Source organism: Vibrio sp. R10-SG3-ISO10, from assembly GCF_059834185.1.
This window is the reverse complement of the sequence record NZ_JCBDHG010000020.1, coordinates 265,209-281,846: the sequence shown is the minus strand read 5'-3', so window position 1 is coordinate 281,846 and position 16,638 is coordinate 265,209. Positions and strand designations below refer to the sequence as shown.

Genomic DNA, 16,638 nt, shown 5'->3' with positions numbered 1-16,638 from the left:
CTACCACCCACACCTTGAACGCAGCGGTTTTAAAGCTTGGCTTAAACCTGTGGTATCAAATTGTAATCCGTCAACTACCGGTGAGTTTGAGCGCAGAGTCAGCCTTGATTCCCTAGACATCACCTTCATCATCGATATCGCCGGAACCCCACGTGCTGAAGAGAACAGAACACCAATATCGTCACTTCTCCAGCTTTGATTCGGTCCACCAGCCACAGAAACTCGAATCCGAGCGTCTTCCATCGCTTGTGGGAGCGCTAGTTCGATACGACTGATCTTATTAATACAGCTCATCATCAGAACTGGGGAAGGCACTCCATCAGTATGCTTAGCGGTCACTGTTACCCAAGCATCCCCTTCTTTCTCGGTGCCCTTCTCAACAACATTTAAAGGTTCACTCCCCTTCGAGCTATCAAAAGCGGTATGCCAAGCTGGCGGTCTGTCATCAGACTTGACCGCAAGATTCGACACTGTAGGCGTTTGGAATGCCTCGTCAAAACAGCTCAAGCGTTCTAACCGCTCTGATATAGAGGTGCATTGCTGCGCTTTTTCTAGCAGCATAGTAGTCGTTGTATCCGCAGCACTAACTCCTGTTGCAAACACACTGGCGGTAAACACCAAAGCAAGCGAGTTCAGCATCTTCATACAGCTTTGATCTCCAGCTTTTGGCATTTATAAGCAAGCGTTCGCTTGGGAATACCCAAGCTTTTTGCAGCCTTGCCTCTATCACCAGAGAACTGATTTAAACGCTCGCGAATGATACTTTCCTCGTAGTCATTCATGGCTTGTTTCAAATCGTTGATAGCTGAGAAATCACCTTGTTGTGCTGGGTATGGGTTATCAGTAATAAATGTCGGTTGAGAAAGTGCTTGAGTCATGACTGGCTGCTCCGCACTTTGTAACTCAAAGTTGAGGCAGGCAATACGATTGGCAAAGCTTCCTTCACTGACTTCTAACTCATCGCGACATTGAGCACAGCCAAATTCAATTAAGTGCTTTAGCTCACGCACATTGCCAGGGAAAGTGTATTGTTTTAAGCAATCTAACGCTCGATAGTGCAGACCACGAATCTGCGTACCATGTTGTAAGTTGAACTCTTTGACAAAGTGCTGGCTTAAAAGATCAATATCCTCAAGACGCTCAGATAGTTTGGGTAACGTCAACGGATACTGGAACAAGCGGTAGTATAGATCTTGCCTAAACTGTTTATTTCTCACCTGAGCAAGCAGGTTAACGTGGGTTGCAGAAACAAGGCGAAAGTCTGAACTGAGCTCCTCTTTACCACCGATAGGTCTGAACTGTTTTGTCTCGAGAACACGGAGTAACTTCGCCTGAAGAGACAGCGGCATATCACCGATTTCATCCAAGAACAGCGTTCCACCATCTGCCTGTGCAATTAAGCCTTTTCTATCCGACTCAGCCCCAGAGAACGCCCCTTTGCAATACCCAAAGAGTTCACTTTCGAGCAAGTTTTCTGGAATCGCCGCACAGTTGATCGCCACCAAAGGCTCTGAATTGCGGCTCGATAGCTGGTGAATAGCTTGAGCGACTAACTCTTTACCTGTCCCCGTATCACCTTGCACCATAACGGATAACTGAGATTCAGCTGCACTGACTATCTGCTGACGTAACCTCTGCATCACTGGGCTCTGACCAATCAGGGACTGAGAAAGTTGATCGGCTTGATCTCTTTGCTTGGTATCTCGCTGCATGTCATTTAATGACTCGGTAAGCACTTGAATATCTCGTTGCTCACGCTCCATTTCTTCAAGCAAATTCCACTGCTTAGTAAATACATCAATAAATTTGATGCCATCTGCGTTGTTAAACGCTTTAGAAATGGCTCCCTCATCACCCAACATAAACAACACGAGCTGAACCTGATTGGAACGCAGTGGTAAAGGTTGAATGCAGACACTTTCAAACATACCAACATTTGACACTAATTCAGCAAATGCTCGATCGGATTGCCAAAATAAAAGTTCATCGGCAGTGAGCGACATACTCTTCGCGCTTTGGAGTACATGCGCAAATGGATTGTTTAAGTCATTCACTGCCCAAGACGCGTCGATTTGACCTTCATGAGGTACCAATCGACGACCATCTGATGTCGGCATTAGAATCAAGCATTGTGATAGACTGAGTTCATCACTAAGAATCATTGCAAACTTCGCCGTAAGCTCATGTTTGGTTTTGATTCCGATTAGGTCAGTCACTCGTTCTAGCCAATTAGACATAGCTACTCTACCTCTCCGATAAACTCACCGTCTTGAGCTGCTAAATAAATCCGTGTGACTGGTTGCTGCTCAGAAAGCTTATTCAATAGAGCCAGTGATATTGGCGGAAGCAGTTGGCCTTCGATAATTGCCTCGAGCATACGAGCGCCATTTTCTGAACGCGTTGCTCTCGACAGGATTTCATCGATCAACGAGTCTTCAATAACCACTTCAGCGTCGTAACGTTCTCTGAACAGTTTCTCTAGACGAGTCAGTTTGCCACGCACAATTTGTTCCAGAACTTCTGGGTTAAGTGGCATGTAAGGAATCACTTCCATACGAGCAAGCAATGCAGGTTTGAAGAAGGCTGCTAGCTCTGGATAAAGCGCATCATCGAGTTCATCTAACTTCTCTTCATGATCAACAATCGTCTGGAAGCCTAAGTTTGAGGTAAGGAAAAATACAATGTTTTGACAATCAATTAAGCGACCTTCGCCGTCGGCAAGCTCGCCCTTATCAAACGCTTGATAGAAAAGATTGAGTACTTCTGGATGCGCTTTCTCAACTTCATCAAGCAGGACAACAGAATATGGCATCTTGCGGATTGCTTCGGTCAGTACACCGCCTTCACCATATCCAACATAACCCGGAGGAGAGCCAATCAAGCGTGATACAGTATGCTTCTCTTGGTACTCAGACATATTAATCGTCGTCAGGAATTGTTTACCTCCGTAAAGGTTTTCAGCAAGCTGAACAACGGTTTCGGTTTTACCAACCCCACTAGGCCCGACAAGTAAGAATGCCCCCTTCGGACGACCTGGTCGACGCAAATCAGCTCGAGCAGTCAGAAGATGTTTATGAACGCGTTTAATCGCAACATCTTGCCCTTTGATGGCTTCACCAAGAATCGAAGTTAGGTGAGTGATCTTGTGTAGCTCGTCACTGTTCATCTGGTCGACAGGCACACCCGTCCAGTCAGCGATCACCTCAGCCACCTGCTGGGCGTCAACTTGAGGGTGGATCAAACGTTCATCATGTGGAATCGCTTCTAACTCTTCATACTTAGTACGAATTTGAGCTAGAGTTTCACTGCGTTGCTCATCAGTAAGCGGCTCTTCATCGTTGACTTCATTGAGTGAAGCTCTAAGCTCAATAATCTCTTCAACTAATTGCTTTTGCTGCTGCCACTGCTCGGTTAAACGTTCACGTTCTTGCTCATCAGCGACTTCTTCTGTTTTGAGTTCATCAAGTCTTTGTTGATTCACATCTTTGCCCAATAGCTGAGCACGCTCGAGCATATCAATTTCAAGTTGGCGTTGATGGCACGCAGTTTCAATAAATGCCAAACGTTTTGGCGGTGCCGTTAGGTTAATAGCAATCCGTGCGCAAGCCGTATCAAGAACATCAATCGCTTTATCCGGTAACTGTCTACCTGAGATATAACGTACAGAAAGTTCAGCTGCTGCTTTTAGCGCGTCATCGGTAATAAGAACATCATGAGTTTTCTCGTATACCGAGTTCAGCCCACGCAGAATGTCCACCGCTTGCTCTACACTTGGTTCGTCAAGCTTAACTAGTTGGAATCGACGCGTTAACGCTGGGTCTTTTTCGAAATACTTTTTGTACTCTTTCCATGTGGTAGCAGCAATGGTCGACAGCTCACCACGAGCCAAAGCAGGCTTAAGCAAGTTAGCCGCATCACCACCACCTTCTTGGTTTCCGGCACCGATCAAGGTATGCGCTTCATCGATAAATAAGATGATTGGCTTTGGAGAGTGCTTAATGGCATCAATCACCCCTTTTAAGCGCTTTTCAAATTCACCTTTCACTGACGCGCCTGCTTGCAGTAGACCCAAGTCTAGCGAATAGAGCTCAACACCTTGAAGCTGCATAGGCACTGTGCCTGCTACGACACGAAGTGCTAGTCCTTCGATCATGGCACTTTTACCAACACCTGCATCACCGACCACAATAGGGTTGTTTTTACGACGACGGCAGAGGATGTCAATCATCAAATTGATTTCACTTTCACGGCAGAGAACAGGGTCTAACTCGTCCTGACGCGCTTGTTCGGTCACATTTGTACAGTACTTTGCTAAAACAGAGGTATCTGCATTGGCGTTTGTCGGTAAAGCACCCTTGGTTTGTTCAACCACTTGGGTTTCTGAAGATTCTGACAGAATCACATCGAAGTGCTTTTTCAAACTTTCTCGGTTAATCACATCCAATAGACGAACCAGCTTCTGCTCCATGTAGCGATCCGCGCGAGTTAAAGCGGCAAGCAGAATCGCACCAGAGCGAAGTTCCGTTTGATTCAGTTCTGTCGTCGACAGCAACCAAGCTTCTTGAAGAAGTTCAACAAGTAATGGAGAAAACGCAGGGTAGCTATCTAAAGACTGATCACGCACAAAGCTACTGGATATGGCTTGCTTAACATCGTCCATCGCCAGTTCAGACTGCTTAAAAATGACTCGAATATCTGAGAGAGGGTTGTCTAAAAGAACCTCAAGGTAATGTTCAAACGTAATTTCACTGTGCTGGCGCTCCATACACACGGTCGCAGCTTGTTCTAGTGCAAGCTTACTTTGTTCATTTAGTTTTGAGATTAGTGTCGGTAGTTCAATACGTATCACGGCAATCACCTAGCCTTTAATTATTCTATTTATAAGATTTGATTTAGTTGTTCGATAACGTCACTGGTCTTGACGTGCAGTAGGTAGCTATAACCAAGGAAAGTGCCGACCCAAAGCAATACAAAACCAGCAAAAATCGACCATAATGGGATTTGCTTGCTTAGCTTGTATTTCGAACGCACAACGTGTTCAGTTGCACTGGTTAAATGAGCGATATCGACTTCTTGATCTTGATTAATCAGTTTATGTAAGTGAGCAATGACTTTTTCTCGCTCTAACTTGCCTGACTCAATAACACGATATTTGCCTTCAAAACCCAAAACTAGACACTGGTAGATAAACTCAAGCAGTGGTTTGTATTGCTGCGGTTCCGCCTCTAATCGTTTCAGAATGGTAAAAACCTTTTCTCCACCCCAAGTTTCATTATGGAAGCGTGACAGCATCGAGTGCTCAGCCCAGACCGTGGAAGAGCCCCACTCGGTTCCCATTACCGCTTCATCTAGAAACGTACATAAGATGTAGCGGTAAGCCATCAATACCGCATGTTCGAAGCCCTGCTCAGTGAGCTCAATTTCGATGGTTTTAATCTCTTCAATCGTTTGCTCGTAAATCGCTTCAATGTTTTCGCACTCAGACAACTGTCTAACACGCAGTGACAAGCCTAGCAGTGGCGTCGCTGCATCAATTAAAGGGTTAGACAAACTCCCTCTAAGTTGAAACCAATAATCCTGATCATGGTTTATTTTTTCTACATCATCGAAAAGTAAGCTGCTGTACTTACTCTCTTTTTTATTGATATCCATGGATTAACTCCTAATGGCCCAGAACTGAAGGTCGAGTTCTTCAAAGGCAGCAGCAACATGGAAAGCAAATCCACTAGAGTGCGTTAGCATCTCCCACTCACTGCTCGATTTATCAAGTTGGTAATAGGTATAGCCAGCGTGGTATGGCAATTGACGAGGAGCAACCGGCAACACCACCAAAGGGATACCCGGTAATTGCAATGAAATAAGCTCACGAATTTTCTCAACTGAAGAAACTTTAGTTTGTTGAGTAAACTGACGGCGCAGCTCATCCATTGGCATACGAGCCTTAACAGCAATGATGAAATCTGCCGTCTCCATTAATTGAGGGTCTTGAATCGGTGCAACCATCAAGCCGTACTTACGTTTATCTAACTGAATAGATACGGCTCTTGGCTCAAGAACCACACTGAGAGACTGACGTAGATTACGGATCAACGGCCAAAAAGACTCTGTTGGCATGTCGTGGTTGTAACTTATCGCTTTAGGTGGCAAACGACTTTCGTCAGTAAAGGTGGCTAACTCACCCGCAATAGTAGACAAGCACTCAAATAAACGCTCAGGGTGTAGGCTTCTAAGCTCTGCCAAATGCTGAATTTGCGGCTGTAAACGGTTTAGCGCTTGTAGCAACATAAAGTCCGACACATCAGCAACACCGCCTTGAGATGGAGAGCTAATACGTTGAGCGATGTTTTTGGCTCGCTCACGCATCAAACCAGATATCTCATTAACGAAACGGTGCAACGCCAAATTGCCAACGACATTGAGATGACATGGAATAAAATCAGGATCCATGACCACACTACCATCTGGTCGTTTCTCTAGAATGCGCCCCACTGCCATCGATGCATAAGCACTTCTGTCTTCTTTTTCCAACATGAGTTGGATTCGCATTGGTGACACATCTATGGTCGTCATATCGCCTTGCACGGTATGGACATCGCGCACTTCAAGACGGCGACTTTCGTAACGGCCTGTACCTTGCGTATCTGGCCAGTTGATTTCCATCAACGACTCACTGCGCAGAGGAATCGCTAAATAAACTAGCTGGTTAGCCAAAGACGCGTCATCAATTTCTAGCGCATCAGGTAGCGTATCTTCTTGAGGAATACGAAAAGCCGTTCCATCAGGCATGATGCCAACGGCACGCTCAATAGCGATACGACCAAACGATAAATATTCTGGGTTGAGAGAAAACTCAGAAACACCATACAAGTAGCGACTGACAGAACTTAAACGCTCATCTATGTAATATTCCGTATAGCGTTGCTGTTGTTGGAAATGCTGTGGTTTGATGAACAAACCTTCGTTCCAAATAACACGATTTCGTGAAAACATCTTGTTTATTCCACCTTTTCCAACTTGACGTCATAGTCGCTAAGAAGCATCAACAGGTGATACTCCCTACCTTTGTTCAACACTTTGACAGCTTTTTTCCATTCACTCAGTTCGATATCAGAGAAGTTAGCCATAATCCCGATATAGTTGGTCTCTTCATCAACTTCTATTTCGTTAACGAACTTGAACTGACCTGGAGTCAAAACGTAGTCGTAACTTTTGACAAAGTTACTTTTCAGCGCTTTCTTATAATCTTCTTTCATCTGGTCATAGCTCGATGACATAAACATCGAATCATCCACCAGCTCGAACACCTGAATCTCTACCGGAGAAGCCTGCCCCCAGATACTTGGGTTCACCCCCTCTTGAGCAACAATGCTGAAAGTCACTTTTGTCGGTAATTGAGTCGGGTCGTAGGGTTCAGGTTCACTACTGCAAGCCGTAAGAAAAATCGAGAGAAAGCACATCCATAGCAAATTTCTCACGTTTAAAACTCCAACTGTTTCTCGCGGATTTTTTTATCGTAAGCTTGCTCAAAAATCTCCCAGAACAACTTTTCAAAACCTTGTTGACGATGTGATGTCAGTTCTTGGTAGTAATTGCAGTACATATTCCACGCCCACTCGTCACCGTTTTGCGAGATGTCTTGGTGTGAACGCTTATAGTTTTGGAATCGACGCAGAAGTACTTGTGGTGAAAATGCGCCTAGAATTTGAGTCAACGCCTCGCCTGTCGCATGCTGCATCGCTTCATTGTGAGCTTGTACATTTTTCAAGCTCTCTTCAATAGCGGCGGGCGCTGAAAGGTGTACAGCACTTTTCTCAGAGTCGTAGAGCGTTTTGATTGTCTCTTCATAGGACAGACCAAGGCGAAGAGGATTATCTTCAATAGGCTGAAGGTTGCGATTTAAGGTACCAAATCGCCCTTCACTTACCTGTTGATGGAGATCTAAAATCCCTTGAATACAGGCTTGTAATGATTCACCCATTTCCTGTGACAACATATGCATACGCTCAATGTCGTCAGTATGGTTAACATTTGCTCCTAAACCATTAAGCATTGGCCCCGTTAACAGATGCCCGCCTGTCGTCGCAGGGCTTTTAACTGCCGTTTGCTCTGGTTGAATACTCTTCGCTACTTCTTCCTCTAGCAAATCTAGTGTTTGCTCATCCATTTGAAAGCCCTCTGAATCGTTGTTTGTCGTTGTTTGTTGAGACTCAAGCTCTACTGCTTGGTCTGAATTGAATACTTGTCGGTCTGATTTAGCGCTATGCTGCTTAGGCTGCTTCTTGCTACCAAAGCCGAAACTGAGAATTCGTTTTAGTGACATTGACGATGAAATCTCGTTATCGCTGTCAGCTTGCACGGTAAAATTGGGGTCTCTTAAAGTGAGATCTTCTTCAGGCACTAATCCTTGAGGTTCTAGCTCGTCATGCGATTTGGAAACCTCATCGCCAATCAGCGACTCTTCATCATTGGTTGCCATCAGTTCATCCAGTGCCGCCAAGGGTTCTGCGTTTTCATCTGTCTCATTCTTATCATCTTGCTCGATATCGAGTTCTTCATCTGAAAGCAGGTCATAGTGTGTGGTTTCGAATAAGCTCGTTAATGACCCCGTAGCGCTGTCATCCTCTAGATCCCCTAAAGCGACACGTATTTCGTAAGGTCCGATTTGTATTTGATCTTTATGAACCAATTTCGCGAGTAACCCTTTACCGACCGGCATTTCTGTACCATTGATGTAGGTTTCACCGCATAAATCTCTTAGGCAGAAGGCACCATCAAACATAACGATTTCGCAATGTTCTGGGTAAATACGCCCACTGGAATCTTTAAGTATCCATGCAGAAGCTGAAGACGAGCCAATCACGCCGCCGTTAGCATCCCAGTGCATTAGCGCTGTCAACCCAGACTCCAACTTTTGCGCATTGATAACCAAAAGATTTAAATTAAGTGTTTCAGTCGTTTCCATCTTTACTGCCTTACCTGAATTAGTACGCTTTTTTCTTGTTCACTGGATCCAAGGAATGAAGTCCATCCAAGAGCAATATCCGCAGAACTGCCTAACACGAAATCTGGCGCTTCGTTATCGTCCATTGTTAGCTCTAGGTCATAAGCCATTTGCTCACGTAAGATTAATTCAACCAATTTGCACAACGGCCCGTACTCTTGTCCTGAAGGTAAAAAATCAGAGAACTTCTTTCTCGATAACTGTTTAATGCAAATAGTGAACTTACCATTGCAGTCGACCACTGATTCCCCAACCATTGATGTCACACCTAACTGGGAGTTTGCACCTCCGACGCGAGATTGCTGTGAAGGGTCAATTTTTACGGTACGCCTTGTCCATTGGCGGATCTCTACTTCTTCGAGATCAAAGCAGTGCGCAATGATCCCCGATACCACTTGTGGAGAGCGACTACGCCCAGCCAGCGTTCCCGAGTAAGCCAGCATCTTGCACCAGTTAATCGGGGTATCTCCGCGCAATTCTGGAGATCCCAAACCGACTAGCGAAAGCAACTGCGCTGAGAAATCATCCTGTGCATCCGGCTGAAAACGTACAAAGTAGCGGTACTTACGCCAGATTCGATAAACTAAGTTGATCAAGCGATTGTTGAAGAAGTCAAAAAACGGCTTCTTGAATCCACCAGGTTCTTCATTTAATAGCTGCTCAACCACATAACCTGGTAGTGGTGACTGCGCCCCAGACAGACCAAAAAAGTTAGTCATCATGACCATTCTCTCGTCGTTGAGCGTGTCTAGACGACTTACATCTGAGGGCGAAAAGCCTAAGCTTGGGTTAGCACTAAACACCAATCTGCACTGGCGCTCCCAATCGTCACCCTCCGGGTTCATCTCATTGAGTTTTTGCAGTAACTCAACCAGTTGATAAAAATTGTAATCATGGACGTCACTTGGCATAACAACCTCCTCTGGCTGTTCTGCTTGGTCCACTAAATCAGTGGCTGCATCCCCGCCTGAGTACCCCATGTATACCTCTCTTGATTAGTGACATTGACCACATTCAGTTCATGAAATGAGTTAATGCTCGCGTACAACGCAAAGAAATGGCTTAAAACAGTACCAAACAGGAATAAGTCGCCTTCAGAGCCAAACCCTGCCTGATCGATATATAAAGTCGATTGAAGACCACGTACGGGCAGTCCCCTAAGAATTTTATCTACGGGTTTCGATTCGATTTTTTGAATCGCTTCGAGACGCTGTCTAGAGACTCTTTCAGCCTGTCTGTCGACCAGAGCCTTAAAATCGTAGGCTCTAAGTACGCTGCTAAGGGCATCTTTTGATAACAATGACAAATAGTTGAGCGATAAGTTAGAAATCAATGTCCATAGCAAACTGCCATCCAAAACTGGCCTAAGCGATTGAGACGGCACAGAGATGTTAGCGAATGTCGCAAACGGTGGTGACGTATCGGTTGGCTCACAAATGTCTCCAATTCCTAACTCCAGAGGCAGCAGTCGATTGGTACAATTCAATTTAATCGATACAGCTTCATCAACATCAACAGAAGTTGTTTCATCACTTCGAACAAATGAGATGAAAGATTCAAAGCCATCTCCTCTTATGCTCTGCTTTACTCGTGCTCGGTAGTAAAGCGCGGTTCTGTTTCTAACTCTTTCCACTTCATGTTGGAAGCTTTCAAAAGAGGAATACACACGCTTTGCACCTCGAATTCGTTTACCTTTCGATGTGGTGTCTTGCCACCCTGACACACTTTCTATATTGAACACTTCATAGTGAGATGGATAACGGCTCGAGGGTACAACTCGATATTCTGACTGACGACCAGAGAGCGAGATTGGATCGGCATCATGCTCAAACAAGTTGATAATGGGCGTACAGTAGAGCTGGAAGTTTTCTTTGGTCACCCGCACGTCGACAGGCAAAGTCTTCGAGAAATGAAGCTTTATCGTAAACCGCCCTGATACACTTTTCGGAATCGCCCTATCAAGCCCTGACAGATCAAAGAAATGAAAAGCCTCGGAAAATGACAAGTACTCTTGCAAGATGCGATAGCCTTCATAAACATTGGTTGGATAAGGCAGCAAAGCGTCTTCGCTCTCAAACCCCACCGTCTTAAAGTTGCCTTCTGCTAATGGAAATTCAGTGCCATTGACATCGATGCTCACTTTATCAAGGTAGTGATTTAGCCATAGATAAAGCATCTGAGAACTATATTTATCTCCCCCCAAGTAGAAGCGAAGTTTATCAAGCATAGAGCTGCCGATATTGATATCACCATGCAAATCTAAAGTAAGATCAATGGTTGTCGCTTCACGAGTATGTTGCGCTTTAACATCATTACAGCCCAATGGGTAAAGCTCTACCTCACGACAGGTTTGGAAATGACACTTAGTACCAAAAACAGGCTTACTATCCACTTGTGTCCCTTTACGAATAACCTGTTTTTCACTAACACTTTTATCCGGAGAAAATGCCAGAATACTCATACTTGGAATCGGCCTTAGATAATTGGGCCAAAGCATGTTGATCATTGAATGAGTGAGTTCAGGGAATTCATCTTCCACTTTTTCTCGGAGCCTAGCGGTCAAGAAAGCAAAACCTTCGAGTAGACGCTCTACATCCGGATCCATGGTTCTGCCGTGGAGAAAGCGAGATAGCTGTGGGTGAATTTCAGTGAATTCACGCCCCTGCTCCTTTAAAAAGGCGAGTTCCTCTCTGAAGTACTTATCTTGAGTCATAATCCCTAAATCACTCGGTATTTTCTGTTTTGATCTAGTAACAAACTAATCTGAACACGATCATGTATCGCTTCACTATTGATCTGAGCTGTAATCTTGAACTGCAAAGACAAGGGGCTAAAGCTATCGGTATGGGCTGCAACTTCGATGTTTTTCAACCTTGGCTCAAAGTTGGATAAACAATCTTGGATGGCAAGTTTGACCTTAAGAGACAAATCAAGCGTATCTAGAGTCGCATCATTGAAATCGATTAGCCCTAACTCTGGCGAGCTTTGAGAGCCACCAACACGAGTGTTGAGTATCTTGGAAACATTGAGCTTAATCGACTCTAGTACATCACTCGGGTCCGGTCCTTGAGTTAAAGAGACGTTATTGGAATTGGCTTCTAAGCGTTCAAAGAAGCCAACGCCAAACGTACTTTCTTCTGGTGCAAAGTACGTCATATCAATTAAGCCTGATCTAAACGACCAACCAGAGACAGCTCAAAGTTCGCACCCATGTACTTGAAGTGAGGACGCACAGAAAGTGAAACCTGATACCAACCTGGGTTCCCTTCTACATCAGCAACTTCAATCTTCGCAGCGCGAAGTGGGCGACGACTACGTACGTCTGCCGGCGGGTTCTCCTGATCAGCTACGTACTGCTTAATCCAAGTATTTAGCTCTCGCTCTAAGTCTTGACGCTCTTTCCACGAACCAATTTGCTCACGCTGCAATACTTTGATGTAGTGCGCTAAGCGGTTGATGATCATCATGTAAGGCAGTTGAGTACCCAGTTTGTAGTTGGTTTCTGCCTCTTTACCTTCTTTAGTATTCGGGAAGATTTTTGGCTTCTGGATAGAGTTAGCAGAGAAAAACGCCGCGTTATCACTGCCTTTACGCATCGTAAGTGCAATGAAACCTTCTTCAGCAAGTTCAAATTCTTTACGGTCGGTGATCAGCACTTCGGTCGGAATCTTGGCCTGCAGGGCACCCATAGATTCAAATACGTGTACAGGTAAATCTTCAACTGCACCACCGCTTTGTGGGCCAATGATATTTGGACACCAACGGTATTTGGCAAAGCTGTCAGTCAAACGGGTAGCAAACGCAAACGCAGTATTGCCCCATAGGTAGTGCTCATGAGATTGAGCAACACTCTCAGAGTAGTTGAAAGATTTGATTGGGTTTTCTGTTGGATCGTACGGTACACGCAGAAGGAAACGTGGGGCTGTTAAACCAAGGTAACGTGCATCTTCTGATTCGCGCAAAGAGCGCCACTTAGTGTATTTAGGGCTTTCAAAGATAGATTTAACATCTTTAATATTTGGTAGCTCTTCAAATGAATCGATGCCAAAAAACTCAGGGCCAACACTTGAAAGAAACGGAGCATGAGCCATCGCGCCTAACGCACCCATATATTGAAGAAGCTTCATGTCTGGTGTAGAAGGAGTAAATGCGAAGTTACCTACAATTGCTCCAGTAGGCTCACCACCAAACTGACCGTAGCCTGAAGAATAAACGTGCTTGTATAAACCAGACTGAGTGGTTTCTGGAGCAAACTCGAAATCTTCTAACAATTCTTCTTTGGTTACGTGGAGAAGATCAATTTTGTTGTTTTCACCAAAATCAGTGCGATCAACAAGTAATTTAAGGCCTCGCCAAGAAGATTCCATTTGCTGGAACTTGCTGTCGTGCAGGATTTCATCCATCTGTGCACTGATTTTTTTATCTAGTTCAACGAGCATTTGGTCAACAAGAGATTTGTTCACCGCTTCTTCAGCTTGCTCAGAACCAATTAGATTTTCGATAAAGGCTGCTACACCCTTTTTGGCGATATCATAGCCATCTTCACTTGGCGCGATTTTCGTCTGCGCCATGATTTCATCCAGTAAGCCGCCTTCAGCCAGCTGGGGTCTTTCAAGTACCGTTTCTGTAGACATCAGGTATTTCCTAATCCATTAAATGACGAATGTTATTAGTCAGCATTTTGTTCTATTTAGCGTCTTCACTGACAAGGTTTAGCTCTTCTAATAGCTTGTCGCGCGAATCTTGTGAGTGAAGTAACTCTTGTAAGCGATCACGGAATGCTGGAATGTTGCCAAGTGGACCTTTTAGCGCAACTAAGGCCTCTCTAAGTTCAATAAGTTTGTTGAGCTCTGGAACTTGGTTAGCAATCGAGTCTGGTGAAAAGTCAGCTAGAGAGTTAAAACGTAGTTCAATAGGTAACTCTGCGTTTTCATCTTCAGTTAGTTTGCTTGTTACTGAAGTTGAAAGACTCAGTTCACTTTCACGCATCACAGATTCAAAGTTGTTTTTGTCAACTGAAACGGTACTACGCTCTTCGACAGGGGTTTCTTCGGTATGGCCTTTAAAGTCTCCAACCACTAGAGTTTTTAGTGGTAGTTCAACTTCAGCCTGAGCGTCACCAGTGGCAGGAATATATTTAATATTAATCCGCTCTTTAGGAGCAACGCTTCCTTCCTTAGACATAATCAAAGTTCTCCGATAATTAAATTTAAACAGGATGGTGTTTATATTGACAATAAAGTAACCAACCTATTACTCACAGGGAGAAAAGGTTAATTGACTTTATTGTCAGATATACTTTTTTAGATGTTTTAATAATTCTTAAACGATCAATTATTAGAGAAAAGGAATTTATATTTTAAAAACATTATTCTCTTGAACCAATATCACATTTAAATGATTAATATAATTAACAACACTAATTTAATACGGCCTATTAATATGACCTAAACAAAATAATGCACAGCATGAATCTGACCACAAAACAGTGTTCGGATTTCATACTTTATTCATGCTCAATAGGTGTTCCAAAGATAATCATGGTTATAGAAGTATGTGACTTCAGATAACTCATCCTTCAACGCTTGAGCTTGAGGAAGTTGAACCTCTGCTATTTTATCCACTATCTCTTTGTAATTGGTTTCAGCCTGATGGTACACGCTACTTAATCTGTCTTGCCCTGCGTTCTCCAGATAGAGCTCGAAGTAGGCTTTTGCTTTAGTCAGGTCTGTCTTTACAAAACTGTATCTTGGGCTGTTACCACTGTAGATATTGCCGAGGGTAACCAAAGATGTAATGTCACCTTGAACAACACCGACTTCTCTCCACTCTAGGGCTTCTTGAAACTTGCCCCGAGACTCCAAAATGGCAACATATCTTTTGATTGCAGGAATATACCCTTCCACTGCAGCATGCATATATCTCTTACGTGATAAGGCAACTCTTTCACTATCAAAAAAGTAATCACCCTCTCCATTTTCTAATCTTTCGGCGCTTGTCATAAAAGCACTGGGGATTTCAAACTCCATCGCCTTTTCCAAGTAATACTCAGAGAGCTCTCTGTCCGACTCATGAAAATAGTCAGATAAGTGCAAATAGGCTAAACCCGGAGATAAAGCTCCCAAATCAATCAGACTGTTATAGTACGCGCTCTTATATTTATTACGCTTGGCATGACTCAACCAATCCCCGTTACGATATAGGTATTTGAGTGCTGGCCTATTACCGCTTTCTGCGGCTTTTACCAAATATTCTCTCGCGTAACCCGTTGCACGAACGCCATCATGGTAGCCCATTGTTTCCATCGCGTACGCATAGGCTCCGTCGGGATAGTCATTGTCTGCAGAGTATTTAAGGTATTCTCTTGCTTCTGTGTTTTTGAACTGCGCTCGAAGCAATTTTCCATGCTTATAGGCATCTGCTGCAGACATCTTCTCTACATCATAATTATCACTCGCGAGGGCAGCGTTATTTAGCATAGCTACCGCGATGACGATGGCTAGGAATCTAACCGATATTGACACTGCTACCACCTTGCAACACCCCTCCACAACTCACAGGGTCACCAGCTCTTGCCGCTGGCTTTCCATCAATCTTTACCGTACCAGAACCTGCGGCAATGGAACGGTCATGTTTTGGGTTCTTGGGTTTATCGTGAGGCTCCAAAGGATCCCCTTGTCGGGCTGCAGGTATACCATCAATTTTCACTGTCGCCGACCCAGCGGTGACAGGCGTCGGTGGAAATCCATCATGCTCAGTTCCTATGTGCCCTACAATAATTCCATTTCCCATAAAAACCTCACAAGTTATAAGAATTTGAAAGACAACCTAGTAAGCAATTAACACACCAAAAATAAAGGCTAATGATATCCTGCTATATAAATCGCAAATATATATCTGAGCAAGTAGTTGCGAATTCTAGGCAAAGAGTCGCCTATGAATCAAGCAATTTTTTGCTCACCAATTAAGCATTAAAACTATCATTAGTATTTTGATAAAATAATAAATAAATAACATCACACAAATACCGTTTGGAATCCTAAATGTTATTTATAGATCTGATATTAATTTAATTTATTTTATTGTTATTTAATTAACGAAAAATCGATACACCCATTCCGATAAACAAGCAGATTTGGCAACAATCAATCAATAACGATTAACTAAACTCTAAATTAGCAATCATTAAATAAGCTAGGCATTAAAGCGTACGACACTAGGATTCTTGGGAGAAAAATTCACAACAGAGGGGAAAAATGAGCATAATATTTTTTCACATCGTGTAGTTCAGTGATAACTATCTAGGTTCAATTTTGAAAAATTTAGTGATATAGATCACACGGCCTGCTAACATGCGAAAAAATTTCATGAGAGAGTGATGAATGGAATGTCGTTTAGGCTGCGGCGCATGCTGTATAGCCCCCAGTATTTCTTCACCTATCCCTGGCATGCCTAAAGGAAAGCCCGCAGGACAACGCTGTATTCAGCTAAATGAAGATAATCTTTGCAAACTATTTGGAAAGCCAGAGCGACCAAAGGTCTGCCATGAGTTTAAACCATGCCCAGTGGTGTGTGGTTCTTCGAATCAACAAGCATTAGATAACATTACAGAGCTTGAAACCCTAACCTGATAAGTA

15 protein-coding genes are annotated in these 16,638 nt (G+C 43.8%); 1 reads left to right on the top strand and 14 read right to left on the bottom strand.

Annotated features, from left to right (window positions below; genetic code table 11):
- The 14 genes from vasI to AC6R16_RS11230 form a co-directional block, all read right to left on the bottom strand.
- Entirely contained in the window at positions 1-645 is a 645-nt protein-coding gene (vasI, locus tag AC6R16_RS11295) for a type VI secretion system-associated protein VasI (RefSeq protein ID WP_500674405.1), read from the bottom strand.
- On the bottom strand, positions 642-2,237 hold the full coding sequence (locus tag AC6R16_RS11290; RefSeq protein WP_500674404.1) for a sigma-54 interaction domain-containing protein: 1,596 nt from the start codon (positions 2,235-2,237) through the stop codon (positions 642-644). Before AC6R16_RS11290 ends, vasI begins: the two co-directional genes overlap by 4 nt.
- A gap of 2 nt (positions 2,238-2,239) precedes the next feature.
- Positions 2,240-4,849 carry a type VI secretion system ATPase TssH gene (gene tssH / locus AC6R16_RS11285; protein WP_500674403.1) on the bottom strand — a complete coding sequence of 870 codons (2,610 nt, stop codon included), beginning with the start codon at positions 4,847-4,849 and terminating at the stop codon, positions 2,240-2,242.
- A gap of 29 nt (positions 4,850-4,878) precedes the next feature.
- The gene (icmH, locus tag AC6R16_RS11280; protein WP_171382080.1) at positions 4,879-5,652 is read right to left on the bottom strand and encodes a type IVB secretion system protein IcmH/DotU; all 774 of its coding nucleotides are present in this window, start codon (positions 5,650-5,652) and stop codon (positions 4,879-4,881) included.
- A 3-nt stretch (positions 5,653-5,655) separates the two neighbouring features.
- Positions 5,656-6,990, bottom strand: coding sequence for a type VI secretion system baseplate subunit TssK (tssK, locus tag AC6R16_RS11275; RefSeq protein WP_171322572.1), 1,335 nt, complete (start codon positions 6,988-6,990; stop codon positions 5,656-5,658).
- A gap of 5 nt (positions 6,991-6,995) precedes the next feature.
- Entirely contained in the window at positions 6,996-7,475 is a 480-nt protein-coding gene (gene tssJ, locus AC6R16_RS11270) for a type VI secretion system lipoprotein TssJ (protein WP_500640854.1), read from the bottom strand.
- Between the two features lie 2 nt (positions 7,476-7,477).
- Positions 7,478-8,962 (bottom strand): type VI secretion system-associated FHA domain protein TagH, encoded by a 1,485-nt coding sequence (gene tagH, locus AC6R16_RS11265; protein WP_500674402.1) that lies wholly within the window; start codon positions 8,960-8,962, stop codon positions 7,478-7,480.
- A gap of 2 nt (positions 8,963-8,964) precedes the next feature.
- A complete protein-coding gene (gene tssG, locus AC6R16_RS11260; protein WP_500674401.1) occupies positions 8,965-9,981 on the bottom strand; it encodes a type VI secretion system baseplate subunit TssG in 1,017 nt (338 codons plus the stop codon).
- Positions 9,945-11,714, bottom strand: coding sequence for a type VI secretion system baseplate subunit TssF (tssF, locus tag AC6R16_RS11255; protein ID WP_500674400.1), 1,770 nt, complete (start codon positions 11,712-11,714; stop codon positions 9,945-9,947). Before tssF ends, tssG begins: the two co-directional genes overlap by 37 nt.
- 5 nt (positions 11,715-11,719) lie before the next feature.
- On the bottom strand, positions 11,720-12,157 hold the full coding sequence (gene tssE / locus AC6R16_RS11250; protein ID WP_500640858.1) for a type VI secretion system baseplate subunit TssE: 438 nt from the start codon (positions 12,155-12,157) through the stop codon (positions 11,720-11,722).
- A 5-nt stretch (positions 12,158-12,162) separates the two neighbouring features.
- Positions 12,163-13,638, bottom strand: a complete 1,476-nt coding sequence (tssC, locus tag AC6R16_RS11245; protein WP_500640908.1) for a type VI secretion system contractile sheath large subunit — start codon at positions 13,636-13,638, stop codon at positions 12,163-12,165.
- A gap of 49 nt (positions 13,639-13,687) precedes the next feature.
- Positions 13,688-14,185 (bottom strand): type VI secretion system contractile sheath small subunit, encoded by a 498-nt coding sequence (tssB, locus tag AC6R16_RS11240; RefSeq protein ID WP_500640859.1) that lies wholly within the window; start codon positions 14,183-14,185, stop codon positions 13,688-13,690.
- A gap of 332 nt (positions 14,186-14,517) precedes the next feature.
- On the bottom strand, positions 14,518-15,525 hold the full coding sequence (locus AC6R16_RS11235; protein WP_500640860.1) for an SEL1-like repeat protein: 1,008 nt from the start codon (positions 15,523-15,525) through the stop codon (positions 14,518-14,520).
- Entirely contained in the window at positions 15,509-15,793 is a 285-nt protein-coding gene (locus tag AC6R16_RS11230; RefSeq protein ID WP_500674399.1) for a type VI secretion system PAAR protein, read from the bottom strand. The genes AC6R16_RS11235 and AC6R16_RS11230 overlap by 17 nt, the downstream gene beginning before the upstream one ends.
- Positions 15,794-16,383: 590 nt before the next feature.
- Between AC6R16_RS11230 and AC6R16_RS11225 the strand changes: the two genes are divergently transcribed.
- Complete coding sequence (locus tag AC6R16_RS11225) at positions 16,384-16,632, top strand: YkgJ family cysteine cluster protein (RefSeq protein WP_500640862.1); 249 nt, start codon at positions 16,384-16,386, stop codon at positions 16,630-16,632.
- Positions 16,633-16,638 lie beyond the last annotated feature (6 nt).